Origin of the sequence: Plebeiibacterium sediminum, from assembly GCF_026013605.1 — a bacterium.
GTDB lineage: Bacteria > Bacteroidota > Bacteroidia > Bacteroidales > Marinilabiliaceae > Saccharicrinis > Saccharicrinis sediminus.
Genome location: NZ_JAPDPJ010000005.1, coordinates 25,475 through 39,369, shown reverse-complemented (window position 1 = coordinate 39,369; position 13,895 = coordinate 25,475). Strand labels below are relative to the sequence as shown.

The 13,895-nt window shown below is 34.4% G+C and carries 7 protein-coding genes; 1 reads left to right on the top strand and 6 read right to left on the bottom strand.

What is annotated here, in order from left to right; all coding sequences use genetic code 11:
* Positions 1-190 precede the first annotated feature (190 nt).
* Complete coding sequence (locus OM075_RS04100; protein WP_301189203.1) at positions 191-2,497, top strand: CAP domain-containing protein; 2,307 nt, start codon at positions 191-193, stop codon at positions 2,495-2,497.
* A 4-nt stretch (positions 2,498-2,501) separates the two neighbouring features.
* On the opposite strand, the gene OM075_RS04095 is transcribed toward OM075_RS04100, so the two are convergent.
* The 6 genes from OM075_RS04095 to OM075_RS04070 all read right to left on the bottom strand — a co-directional run bounded on the left by OM075_RS04095 (position 2,502) and on the right by OM075_RS04070 (position 13,881).
* Entirely contained in the window at positions 2,502-4,370 is a 1,869-nt protein-coding gene (locus OM075_RS04095) for a glycoside hydrolase family 13 protein (RefSeq protein ID WP_301189202.1), read from the bottom strand.
* Positions 4,371-4,759: 389 nt separating this feature from the next.
* Positions 4,760-7,540 (bottom strand): alpha-amylase family glycosyl hydrolase, encoded by a 2,781-nt coding sequence (locus OM075_RS04090; protein ID WP_301189201.1) that lies wholly within the window; start codon positions 7,538-7,540, stop codon positions 4,760-4,762.
* A gap of 10 nt (positions 7,541-7,550) precedes the next feature.
* Positions 7,551-9,410 carry an alpha-amylase family glycosyl hydrolase gene (locus OM075_RS04085; RefSeq protein ID WP_301189200.1) on the bottom strand — a complete coding sequence of 620 codons (1,860 nt, stop codon included), beginning with the start codon at positions 9,408-9,410 and terminating at the stop codon, positions 7,551-7,553.
* A 68-nt stretch (positions 9,411-9,478) separates the two neighbouring features.
* On the bottom strand, positions 9,479-11,203 hold the full coding sequence (locus OM075_RS04080; RefSeq protein WP_301189199.1) for a SusF/SusE family carbohydrate-binding protein: 1,725 nt from the start codon (positions 11,201-11,203) through the stop codon (positions 9,479-9,481).
* A gap of 2 nt (positions 11,204-11,205) precedes the next feature.
* Positions 11,206-12,294, bottom strand: coding sequence for a SusF/SusE family carbohydrate-binding protein (locus OM075_RS04075; protein ID WP_301189198.1), 1,089 nt, complete (start codon positions 12,292-12,294; stop codon positions 11,206-11,208).
* Between the two features lie 21 nt (positions 12,295-12,315).
* Positions 12,316-13,881: a RagB/SusD family nutrient uptake outer membrane protein gene (locus OM075_RS04070; RefSeq protein WP_301189197.1), complete on the bottom strand. Its 1,566-nt coding sequence runs from the start codon at positions 13,879-13,881 to the stop codon at positions 12,316-12,318.
* Between the last annotated feature and the right edge of the window lie 14 nt (positions 13,882-13,895).

Genomic DNA, 13,895 nt, shown 5'->3' with positions numbered 1-13,895 from the left:
AATTATTAATATTGGAGTCTGTTAATTTCAATAAGATTTTAGAACTTAAAAATAGCGATTAATTTAAAATACATAAAAAGTTATTGATTATAAATCTGAATAATTAGATTTGTATTGTATTATTCTTAAGCACTTTAATATAAAATCATTCTTTTTTCCTAAAATACAATCTGACTCAAGTACTAAAAATATGAAATATCGCTTAATTATATTCTTTCTTTTACTCTCTACATTATCTTATAGCCAATCACTAAAAACAAAAGAAACCAAGGTTCTCTCCGACCTCATTTTAACCAAAATCAATTTATTAAGAGTGGAGAATAATGCCGGAACTTTAATTATTGACAGTACTTTAAATTTAGCCGCAGAACTTCAATCTAATTATATGGGCAGAGCGAACAGGCTTACTCACAGACAGCGTTTAAAAAAATACCGGACTCCATTTTTAAGAGTTGCTAAATTTTCGAAGGATTTTAAACTTGTTGGTGAAAACATATTGGTTACGCCAAGTAAAAAAAAGTCTCTTAAACAAAAAGATCTTGAAGTTATTGCTGAAGAAATGTTTCAAGGATGGAAGAATTCACCTGAACATTTTAAGAATATGATACATCCGGATTATGTATTAACAGGCTTTAGTTTTTCAAGTAGTCAGGATAAAAAAATATATGCCACTAATGTTTTTGGAACAAAGGGTATACGAATAAAAAATCAACTTTCGGAAAATGCCTTTGGTATTAAATCCAATAAAAGCGGATGTGATGAATATTTAGCAGATAAAAGAAACATTATTACTCATTTGGGTAATTCTTTTCAAATTTACGACAATGAAATAAGAATGTATTTTCATAATAAAGACCTGTTAAAAAAGATCATTAAAAATGAAAAGGATGGAATTGCCATTGATGTAGTAACCCGATCTCAATTTATTTGCGATGGGGCAAATATTCTTGACATGTCTGATATTTATGATGGTATTATGCTTAAACCAAAATACACCAATGACATATTTAGTAATAATGAGGCTCAAAACATTCACCGATTAATTACAACCCTGGGAAAAGTACCTTCCAGCTTTCAGGGTGAAAACATTAAACCCAGTTTAATATACATTAAAGACGGAAAAGTATGTGACTACGCTGTTCCTGCATTAGTTCCTTCTGCAAGTTATTCTTTAATAGACGTTCCTTTAAAAATTAAGGAAATGAAGAATAATCCTTTTTACAAAAAAGGAATTGTTTATAGTAAAACCTATTTTTTTGATTTTGAAAGAGATGAATGCATTCCTGTAACACCAATAAAACTTGACGATACAAAAGGTAAGCTTAAGAGCATTACCATAAACAGTTATAGTTCTATAGAAGGAGATTCATTAAGAAATATCACTTTGCAAAATAAAAGAGCTGCTATTATTAAATCTTCCATTGCAAAAAAACTTAAGCAGGGCATAAATATTCCGGCAACGATCCATTCCAACGAAAATTGGGATGAAATGTATTTTCAATTGAAATTATTAGGCTTAGATTCTATTGCTAAACTAGAAAGAAATTTGATTCGGGATTTTGTTGTTGCCGACACCATCCACAACTGGGATTCGTTACTTTATATTCAGCGACGTTCTCATGCCACTATTGAATACGAAGGACTTTTAAATTTAAAAGACAGTAGCTATTACGAACAAAATCTTTATACTGCCATAAATGCTAAAAACTGGAATATTGCGAGCAATGCAATGGCTAAAATGTATGAAGAAGACCTATCCGGATTACCTTTGTTCACACCTTATATTTTCAATGAAATATTAATTCATAAAGAGTTAGTCCAAAATTCAAGTGCATTACTCTGTAATTGCTTCTTTTTTAATACAGAAAAGAGTGTTCGTTTTCTGCAACACTGGCTAACGCAAGCAGAAACACTTGACGCAGAAACAAAATATAATTTAAGCGTATTGTACTGCAACGTGATATCAAATATACTCGATGAATGGGATTTAAGTACTGATGTGTTTTTGAAGATTATACCACCTAACATTGTAAACGAAATCATTAAGAGTTTTGAAGGAGATAACAACTACAATCAATTGATTTTAAATTATCATTTAACTGCTATGGATTATTATGGTCAGATTAATGATCAATATGGAATGATGAAGTCATTTAACTATATTGAATCGTACTTTAATAATATAGAGCTTAATATTGAGGATGATGTTGCTCTATGCTTATTTTTCAACAGGTGGAGTCGTTTTGATTTAACAATAGAACATCTTTTTAAACGAATGTATCAAAAGGATTTTACGGAAGATGCGGCATTCTTATTGGCACAAACATGTATGGCCTACCCTCACAAATTAAGCGAGAGTGATAACATTAAAACGACCCAACGAGCATATTCATTTAATAAAAAAAGATGGTGCTCGTGGATCAATTATGATTTTCAAAATTTAAGATTTGATGACATCAAAGAAATCTATTGCAAAGAGTGTCAAACTGAAGAATAAGTTCTTATTTTAATTGAATTACCAATGCTGATTTAGCTTTGATATTAATTAGATTAAGGTTGCTAATTGCTCTTCCTGTTATAACATTAGTCCCTTCTGAATATTCTTGTAATTTTTCAGAGAAGCGCGATGTATCCAATTTTTTAGCACTGTTGTTATTATTTAAAATAACCATTACACATTCATTATCTGTATAACGGAAATACACATAAATACCACCTTCAGGGATAAAATGCAATGTTTGTCCAAATTTTAAAGCTTCTGATTGTTTTCGGAAGTTTAACAACTTTTTAATATAGTTGAATACTTGATTTTGCTCAGCTGTTCGTCCCTCTTTTACAAAGGCATTGATGCTATCTTTAGGCCAACCTCCTGGAAAATCTTTTCTAATATTAGCATGTCCTTTTAAACCATCACCATTCATTAACAATTCTGTACCATAATATATCTGCAGAATTCCTCTTGTTGTGGCAGAATAAGCTAAAGCCATTTTCAGTTTTTCAACATCGTTATTTAAACTGTGTAATATCCTACCCTCATCGTGATTATCCGGGAATACAACCATATTTAATGGGTTTGGATATAAATGATCATCGGCAAGTGTATTGTACAATCGTTCCATTCCTTTTCCCCAACTATCTTCCTCGTTAAACGCATTTTTAATGGCATCCTGCATAGGAAAATCCATTAAACTTGGCAAGTAAGAATTATAGCCATCTCTGTTTGGGAAATCTTTTTGCCAGTAACATAACTTTGAGGCTTCTGTGATCCATGACTCTCCCACAATATTAAAATCAGGATATTCATTTAAAATACGTTGGGTCCATTGAGCCATTCCATTTTTATCAGGATAAGGATAAGTGTCCATTCTTATGCCTCCCAAGCCAGCATATTCTATCCACCAAATGCTGTTTTGAATCATGTAGGTAAGCATAAACTTATTCTCCAAATTCAAATCTGGCATAGTAGTATCAAACCATCCTTTTACAGAAAGGTCTTTATCATATTTTGAAACATATGGATCAGAAATGGTTGATAAGCGGTAATTGGAACGTGTAAATTCATCCCATTGATTAATCCAGTCATGCATAGGTAAATCTTCCATCCACCAGTGTGCACTTCCACAATGGTTAAATACCATATCCATAATCATTTTTATCCCTCGCTTCTGACAGTCTTGAGTCAGCGCTTTAAATTCTTCATTAGAACCCAAACGTGCATCTATCTGATAGAAATCGGTGATGGCATAACCATGATAAGATGATCTTGGCTGGTTGTTTTCTAAAACAGGATTTAACCAGATGGCAGTATATCCCATTTCCTGAATATAATCCAAATGATCTGATATACCTTTTAAGTCACCACCATGCCTGCCATAATCCTTTTTGCGGTTCGCTTTTTCTGTCATTTCAGGAAGCGAATCATTGTCTGGATTTCCATTGGCAAAACGATCAGGCATAATCAGATACATAGCATCCTCAGAATTAAAGCCTTTTCTGTTTGCTGAACCCTCATCTCTTTCATTTAAAACATAGTCAATTGATTCAATGACTTTATTTCCTGATTTCAGTTGAATTTGAAAAGTTCCAGCTTTGGCCTCATCTGAGATTAATAAATCAATAAATTGATAATTGGGATTTTCAACTTTATGTACCTGTTGTATAGAAACACCTTTATAATCAATGGAAACATCATATTTTGAAAGATCATTTCCATAGATCATAAGTTGTAAGTGAGGATCTTTCATCCCAACCCACCAACTCGATGGCTCCAGTTTTTTAATTACACTCTTATTTTTTGCATCTATATTTGTCATGTGCGACATTAGAATTAATACTATTGTAAATACAAACCAGTGTTTATTTTGATTCATTATATATTCATTGAAATTAAAAAATTCTTGATCAATTCTATAATTCAAACTACTAACATTATATCCTATTCAATCTCCTTCTAATAACCATCTATGTTATTAAAATACACTTCGAAGTCTTTGGAAATACATTCTATTTTCTTCCATACCTCTTCGAATCGTTAATAATGCTATTCTATCTCTTTCGGGTATTCACCTATCTCTTTCAATTGGTCTTCTATGTCCTTCAATTTGCCTTCGTAGTTCTTCAAATTGGCTTCGTAGTTCTTCAGATAGGTTTCTATGTCTTTAATATTTGTTTCGAAGTGTTGATAATGCTGCTCAACATTTATTATTAGACAAAAAAGAGAGCATGTCGTTTTTTCAACACGCTCTCTTTTAAAATGTACCTACTTTTTGAGCAACTTAAACACTCTATATCCATCATTATCTCCAATTAAATGGATCAGATAGATGCCTTTGGGAAATGGACTTATATCAATTTGAGGATTGGATGCATCAACTCTTGTTTCAAACATTAATGCTCCGGTTATTGATGTTACTTTGATTCTTCGTAATGGTTTTGAGCCAGTTAATATATTTACCTTATCCGATGCAGGATTTGGAGCAATATTAGCATCTTTAAAATAAGTTGGATCCCCAATGGATGTATGAGGTATAAAGCCATTCAATTTCTTCTTACTAAATAGAATAAATTGTCCCGGATCTAAAGTATAAGGCATATCCATATTACTAACATTCACACTATCTCCATCGAAATAGCTGTACCAGTAACCTGTTGAATTAAAATTTGGCTTAATCGATTGTGATACCACATCAAAATTACCTATCAACCTTACATCTGAGTCCGTTAAGTTTAGCGCAATAAGCTTAGTTTTGGAAGCTACACTCATTGAAAAATCAGTTGATGAAAATACCGGTTCTGTCTTTTTTAAGTTGATCATCCGGCTATAAATATCAAATAAATCTTTACGGTTCTCATCTTCGTAATATTCCCATTTTATAGGCTTTCTACTTAAGCGACAATCATTACTTACAGATAAATCTTCACAGGTATTAATGCTATAATCATACCCTAACTCACCAAACTGCCAGATCATTTTAGGTCCTGGAATTGATATTAAAAAGGCAGCTGCCGCCTCAGTTCTATCCAAAGCTGTTGCAATATCTGTAACGTAATAATCTCCTGATGAATTTCCGTATTGCTCATTTTTGTACATGATACGTTCCTCATCATGACTCTCCATATAGTTAATGATATGAGGATCATTCCAACCACGTTCTTTATATGAAGCCCATACAAAATCAGAATCATCAAAGCCCATAGTTGCCTGATTAAAATTATGGTTATGATTACCCCAAAGCAGAATACCATGATTGGCTAAAATCCTTTCTTCTGAATTATCTGAAAGATGTTCAAAAGCCACTATTGCATCAGATTTTACAGACCATATTTCATCTGCCATTCGTGTTAAAATATCTATTCTGCTTTGATCAAAATTACTGGCCCAGGAATCTGCAGGATATGACGTATTGGTAAACCCTTTAGTGAAATCGAATCTAAATCCATCCAAATTAAATTCACTCAACCAAAATGAGCAAATACTATCTACCAATTCCTGAGTATCTGCACTTTCGTGATTAAAATCATATCCCCATTGTGCATCCGGATTTAGCATGTTATGATCCCGATTATACCAAGGATTATTTGCTGCCGGTTTTCCTCCATCTAAGTACATACGAGCAAATGGTGACTGACCAAATGAGTGATTTAACACCATATCCATTAATACAGCAATACCATTTTGATGGCAGGCATCTATAAATTCTTTGTAATCATTTTCTGTTCCGTATGCTTTATCCGTTGCAAAATAAAACGATGGATTATATCCCCAACTATCGTTTCCTTCAAACTCGTTAAAAGGCATTAACTCAATGGCATTTACACCTAACTCTTTAAAATACTCAATAGAATCAGTTACTGTTTTGATATCTCCATTAGCCGTAAAATCTCTGATATGTAATTCATAAACAACCATTTTTGTTACTTCAGGACTGGAAAAATCAGATACTTGCCAGTTATATTCTTCTTTATTTATAATAAAAGTAGAGGCTATTTCTGAAGTCATGTCATAAGGATAAGCCATTAATCCCGGATAGATATCTTCAGTAATATATTGATCCAAAGGATCTAATGTTTTATTGGTATATGGATCTGCGATACGAACATTTCCATCAATAAAAAACTGAAAAGCATATTCCGTATTGGCATCAAGAGAATTAAGCGTCAACCAAAAATAATCGCCATCTTTCTTCATCTGATAATCATTGGAAATTTGCCAATTGTTAAAGCTACCTACTAAATGTACAAACTCTTTATCCGGCGCAAACAAAACAAATGTTACACTTTGATCCTCATTTACATTTACTCCTCTTTTTAAATTCGCAGGCATTGTTTCCTCTACAACATCCCCCCTAACAAAAAATGTTATTTCATCAGAAACGGTAGCACTACCATCTGTGGCTTCTGCTTTGATCGTATAACTACCAGAAGTTCCTGCTGTAATTGTACTTGATAAAGAACTGGCACTCACAGATTCTGTTTCAACATCATTTACATAAATCGTAATTCCAGTAGCATTTGTAGCACTTACTTCAATAGGTACAGAAGCACCTTCTGCATAAATAGAATTTTCACCTGGTGCATTAATTGTTACGGTAAGATCATTCGTGCTCACATCCACAAAAATATCTCCTCCTGCACTCGTTTTTCCCTCCAAACTACTATCCGAAGATCGAAAAACAAAAGCCAGCTTCTCAATTTTTTCACCTGCCGGAACTCCGTAAAATTCTCTTATCGAAGGTGATAATTCAAGTGTAAAAACATCATTTCCTAAGCTGGTTAATTTACAGGCCTCAATATTAACACCCCAGTCTGATTTTACATATTTCCAATCAGAGGTTGATGTACTTTGATCAGTGATAACTCCGGTATGTGCATAAACATCTCCAGTGTAACCCATTAACCCCTGACTTCCTTCTGCAGCATTAAATGTAATGGTGACAGATTGATCATCGTATGGAGGACTTGGATTAGTAGTTACCTGAGCAGTAACAAACATAACCGAAAAGCAAAACATTATTAGTAAATACAATCTATTCCTGTTCATATCTTAATCTTTATATTCTTTTTAATATTTTACCTGATATAGCATTCAATAATATATTACTGGAGCTTATTTCTTCATTTGTAAGTAGATCCATATATTTTTCACCTGATGGTAATTCATATTCATAAGGATGATCTCCTGCATTTAACACCACTAATATTTCCTCATCTTGAAAAGACCTTGTATATGCCAGTATTTTGCCATTAGCTGTCACAAAATCTATATTTCCTGAAGACAAAACATCTAAGTTGTTGTTTCTAATGGCACATAATTGTTTATAGTATTTATTCAGATCTTTATTAAACCCTACTTCTACAAACTCTTGAGGTTTATCTAGTGTGCTATTAACATTTTCTGGTTCAAAGTCAAATTCAGGCCACCAAAGAGGTTTACGACAATCCGGATCGTCTCCACCCCACATTCCCATTTCATCTCCATTCCAGATATGAGGTGCTCCAACATTTGTAAACTGATGCATTAAATAAAGCTTTAAGCGCTCATAGGTTTCAGCATCAGGCTTACTGGTAATATATGTAGAGTCTGCTCTTGAATTGGCATTATACTTATACTTGTTTTTGTTGGCAAATGATGTAAGTAGCCGCGGTGAATCATGCGTTGCTGCCACATCCATCATTGCTTGAGCTGTTTCATCACTAAGTCTGTTCCATTGAAATTTTAAACTATCCACAAACTGTGCGGCATCAATTTCAAAATCGGTCTTTGCAAAAAAGTATCTTGCCGGACGGTATATCTGATAAAACATAACTGCATCAAATACATCTCCACTTACATAAGGAACCGGATTCATAAATGTATCAGGCCATTCTTCCCACCAGATTTCACCTACCAAATAAGCTTCGGGATTAACTGACTTAACAAAATTGCGATAGTCTCTCCAAAATCCCATTGGTATATGATCAGCAACATCTAAACGATATCCATCCAGTCCTTTTGAAGTATCTCCATCAGGTGATAACCACCTTTTTGTAACTGCAAAAATATGTTTCTTTACATCTGGATGCAGATCGCCTTCGTAAGGGTGACCCGGTTGATGATCTTTAGGTGCATTTATCTTTTTTAGTGCAGGTAAACTTTGAATATTCAACCAGCCTTCGTATTTAAATTCGTTTTCAGGAGTATTGGGATCATCAAAAGAGTTAATGATATACCAATCCTTATAAGGTGATTTATCCTGATTTTTTACAATATCCTGCCAAGCCCAAAACTCTACACCCGTATGATTCCAGGAATAATCCAGTACCACTTTAATATTTCTTTGATGTGCTTCTTCAATTACTTTTAGAAACATTTTATCTGCTGCAGTCCATTTCCAGGTTGAAGGATCCACTGGATTTTCACTTTTTATAATTTCTATATCCCCTGTTGGATCTGGTCCAAAATTGACATCGATATGTCTGTAGTTTCTGGCATCATATTTATGTAATGATGGCGCATCATTTAGGGGATTAAAATAAATGGCAGTTATGCCTAAATCTTTTAGATAGTCAAGTTTGTTTAATACGCCTTGCAAATCGCCCCCATAACGACGAAGTTGAAGGTTACTGTAAAAATCCTGAGCTGTTTGGTCAGTCCAGGTTTCCTCTTTATACCATTGTTGCGTCCATGGTGTAACACTCCAGTTTTCTGGGGTCTTTATAAAATTAGATGAGCTATAAATTGTTTCTGGGGTAGGATCATTTAGGGTATCTCCGTTACTAAATCTTTCTACAAAAATTTGATACCAAATGACATTTTTAGCCCAGGTTGGAGGGGTAGTAATTTGATTAGATTTTGTGCTGGCTTTTTGCGAAGTAGGGTTACAAGCACTTGTTATAAGAACAATTATCAAAAATAAGTAGATAGATTTCATGAGTATTGTTTTTACAAATTAAAAAGCCGCCACTAAGGGCGGCTTCATATAAAAAATTGTTTTATTGGTTATTCGAATACTCCTGTCTCAGTACTAAAGTTCAATTTAACTTGTTGGCCCGTCAAAATAGGAGCTGCAGCCTGATCATTACCTGTACCTCTGTATTCAATACCTCCAGGATAAACATTAAACTCAGCCTGCCACCAATCTACAACATTGCCATCTGCATTAGTTAACGTTGTTGCTGTAACATACATCCTTGCATTATCATCAGCTACTGCTGCCGGAGAAACAAGTATCTTAGCATCTGCTGGATCAGGAGAGAAAGTGAATACTCCTGTAGTCCAGTCTCCAAAGGCAGTACCCATACCATAAACTGCAGGATCTGTAATTTGAATAGTATTTGTTAACAAATTCACAACTACCATTTTATATCCTTCAGTTGCTATTGGAATATTATCACCTCCTCGACTCCATACTCCTTCAGCGTCACCATTATCTCCTGTTTTTCCAAACTCACCACCATCCCAGGCTTTTGCTGAATTAAATTTCAATTCTGAACCTGCATCAAACCATACAATTTTCCAGAAAAGGTGAGGGTTACTGTGAACAGGAATCATTTCAACAGCATTATCCCAGCTCCAGCCAACAAAACTACCGATCATGTACATTGCTGTTGGGAATACAGGAACAGCCTCAATGGTGTATATTCCTTTGTTAAGATCTAATGTTATAGTATACTCAGCATCTGCTCCATCAAATTTAATATCGTTATTCTTACCTTTTGGAGCTAGTATTCCAGAGTTTCCTTCAGAATCCGCATCTGCCCAATCCAAGCCGTCCCAATTTTGCTGATTTATAAATTTAAATGCAGCTCCATCTTTAAGAGGCACTTCAATTGAATAAACACCTTCTGATTTACGAGTCATTTCTGGTGCTGTTCCAGGACTCCAAGCAGGATCAACAGCATTATAATCACCAACAAGGTAAATATTTGGATAGTCACTAACATAACTATCATAAGCTTCAATAGTTAAATTACTATTAACAAAATCAGCAGTAACAACATACCAACCTGTTTCTCCCGTGAATTTGAAGTTGCCAGCTTCATCTCCGGCAGCAACAATATTATCTGAAAGTGTAGCAAATTTACCAACGTTATAATCAAAACCACTGCTTTCTTTTACATCAGAAAATTGGAATACACCATCTTTTGTGAGTTTTAAATACTTTGTAAATACATCATCTGCACCATACGCTGCTAGACCATCTGTTACTTCTGCTGAAGCGGTTGCAGATCCATATATATACAATTCGGTTGGAACTGCCACATCCAAGTAAGGAGTTACTGTAATTGTAACCGATCCTGAATAAAGATCATCAAGATCCTCGTTTGAAGAAGCTTTGATTCGTAAATCAAGTTCAACCGGCACTGCAGGGGCATATCTATCTGCAATTAATGTATTTAATTCACCTACTTTAATTGATTTTGTAGTGGCTGAAACTCTATCGAACTCCAAGGCATTTGCAAATCCATTACCTGCTGCATCAACCTGTACATAGTATCTTACTCCAATAGGATCAGCATAGGTTGCTGCAGACCAACTTAAATCAACAACAGTTTCATTCTCATTCTTTTTAGCAAGAGCAACATCTATTTCTGCTGATAATTCTTCAAGAACTGGTGCAGTTCCTTGAACTGGCTCAGTTATACTTGGCTTCTCAAAATCGTCTTCACAAGCGATAAAAAGAACAGCCAACAGTGATATAAATAAATATTTTAGATTCTTCATTTCTATTTGATTTTACCAGTTTGATTAATAAAGTCAAGTTCTATAGTCTGTGTACCACCATTAATACTAAACCTTTCCTGATCATCTCCAGCCTCTCTGTATTCAATTTTGCCATCAAGGAAAATAAACTCAGCATGCCACCAGTCTGCTGCAGAAATATATGGGTGAGTGACATGAAGTCTTAGTTCACCACCTAATAAACTCTTAGTTAAATACATCGTCTTATTCTCTGCATCAAGCTGAAATTTATTCTCGTCAATATCAGAATCTGTTGGCCAGGCACCAACGTTATCTCCACATATATAAACGTTAGCAGGTTCTATCAATAACTTATTATTTGCTAAATCAACACCCACAGTGTAATATCCGGCAGTTCCAGGAACAGGAATATCTTCGCCACCGTTGTCAGCTGTAGCAATAGAATACTCACCTCCAGCAGGATCTCCAACTTTTCCCATAACGCCTTTAAAATCAACATCAGAACAAATCTTAAATGTTCCTGTAGCTTCCATCCAAACAATTATCCAATTATCATCTGGTTCACTATGAACTTTGTTAAGTCTAAGCTTATTATTCTGAGCAATTCGACCAACACCATCTCCAAATAAATAAAGCGTATTTGGCGCAAATAAAATATCTAAATAAGGAGTAGTTTTGAAGTTTACAACTGAAGAATATAATGTTTCAACTCCATCTAAAGAATTAGTAACCACTCTTGCATATACATCAGCTTCCTCATCAACAGGTAAAAGCAGTGATTCTGTTAATAATTCATTAAGGGCTCCAACAGAAAATGTAAAAGCATTATTAGCAGCATCAACATCAAAAGTAACTGGACTTGAAAAATCAGATGTTGCTGAAAATTGAAGTGTATTTGTTACAACCAGATCCACTCCGTATGAAGCAGGAGTATACGTTATTTGAATTTCTTCAGCTTTTGTAGCTTTTGATATGGCTAAAGTTGATCCAAACCCATTTATATTAGTAGCTGGTGTATACTTTGAGTCATTCAACTTCAAAATATCATCATCTTCGCACGAAAAAATACTTACAGCGAAGAGTAATATTAATATATATTTTATGTTTTTCATATTACATCTTTTTTTAATCTATTAATAACCTGTGATATTTGATAGATTTGGATTAGCATTAATATCCGACGAAGGAATAGGGAATACATTGTATTTTGCTCCTGTTGATTGACCATCTACAACAGCACCTTTCCAAGGCCATACATAATCACCTCCTGTTAATTTTCCGAAACGAACTAAATCAGTTCTTCTATGACATTCCCAATAAAGTTCACGTCCTCTTTCGTCAAGGATAAAATCAAGAGTTAAATCAGCTTCATCAATATTTCCTGAATCATCTCCGTATGCTCTTTCTCGTAATTCATTTATGTATCCAACTGCTGTAGAAACATCACCACCAGTTCCACCTCTTAATACTGCTTCTGCATACATTAAATAGAAATCAGCTAAGCGGAAAAGAGGGAAATCAGTATCAGGAAATGAAAGGTTTGAACCAACTTCACCTGTAGAAGTAATATTTTTGAACTTACGAAGCGCATATCCATGTCTAAAATTGAAGATATCTCCAATTTCGTACTCCTGACCTTCTGTGAAAAACATTCCTCGCATATCAGTTCCTGTAACATCAGGGAAAAGATTTACAAATGCTTTTGTGGTTCTGTTACCACCCCATCCACCATCAATTCCGGACTCACTTGCTGGCATATCTCCTCCTACTGTTGAATGGATGATGAATGTCATTCCACCCCAGGTTTGAGTACTGTTTCCATCCGATGTGATAGGAAAAATAATCTCATTAGTTCTAAGGTGATTATCTGCAAGGAACAAGTCTTCATAATTTGCTTCAAGAGAGTATCCACCATCAATAATTTTGTTACAATAAGTAATTGCTTCAGTATATTTTGAAGTTCCAATATAAACTTCAGCATTTAAATATAGTTTTGCAAGTATAGCCCAGGCTAAACCTTTGTCTGCTCTACCATATTCATTTGTACCCGGATCTGCTAATTCTGATTCAATATCAGTAAGTTCAGATTCGATATAGTTAAATAATTGTTGTTGTGTAGCCATTTCAGGAAAGAAAAATGAACCTATTTCATCATCTTCGGTAACAAATGGACCACGGCCAAACATATCTAGCAAATGGTAATAACTTAAAGCTCTTAAAGCTCTGGCCTCATCACTAAAAGCCTTATACTCTGATTGACCAGCAGTTAGTTTAATCAGGTTATTACAATATGCTATTTGAAGCGTAATACGATAATACATTGCTGTAACAAACTCATTTGAACTATTCCAGTCCTGATCGTGTAAATCTCTTAAGTTACCATCATTCCATGCACAAATAGCTTCATCGGTTGGAAGTTCCTGGTGGTTCCAAAGTAATCTTAAGTAAGACGAAAATCCACCATTAATACTGCTGATATCAGGATCACCATCCACACCGGTTTGACCTCCTAAAACTAAACCTGCATAACATTTAGCAAGAAGCTGCTTATAAGAGTTGGCATCTGTTAATACATTCTCTCCGGTTTTAATATCCTCATCCAGAGGTAGGGTATCCAAATCATCGGTACATGATACAAATGCAAATAATAATGCAAATGCAATCATGATATAATTTGTTTTAAAATATTTCTTATTCATAATTAAAAACATTT

Excerpts from the sequence above, each read along its gene's own strand:
- OM075_RS04100 (WP_301189203.1), top strand. The coding sequence starts at position 191 with ATGAAATATCGCTTAATTATATTCTTTCTTTTACTCTCTACATTATCT.
- OM075_RS04095 (WP_301189202.1), bottom strand. The coding sequence starts at position 4,370 with ATGAATCAAAATAAACACTGGTTTGTATTTACAATAGTATTAATTCTA.
- OM075_RS04090 (WP_301189201.1), bottom strand. The coding sequence starts at position 7,540 with ATGAACAGGAATAGATTGTATTTACTAATAATGTTTTGCTTTTCGGTT.
- OM075_RS04085 (WP_301189200.1), bottom strand. The coding sequence starts at position 9,410 with ATGAAATCTATCTACTTATTTTTGATAATTGTTCTTATAACAAGTGCT.
- OM075_RS04080 (WP_301189199.1), bottom strand. The coding sequence starts at position 11,203 with ATGAAGAATCTAAAATATTTATTTATATCACTGTTGGCTGTTCTTTTT.
- OM075_RS04075 (WP_301189198.1), bottom strand. The coding sequence starts at position 12,294 with ATGAAAAACATAAAATATATATTAATATTACTCTTCGCTGTAAGTATT.
- OM075_RS04070 (WP_301189197.1), bottom strand. The coding sequence starts at position 13,881 with ATGAATAAGAAATATTTTAAAACAAATTATATCATGATTGCATTTGCA.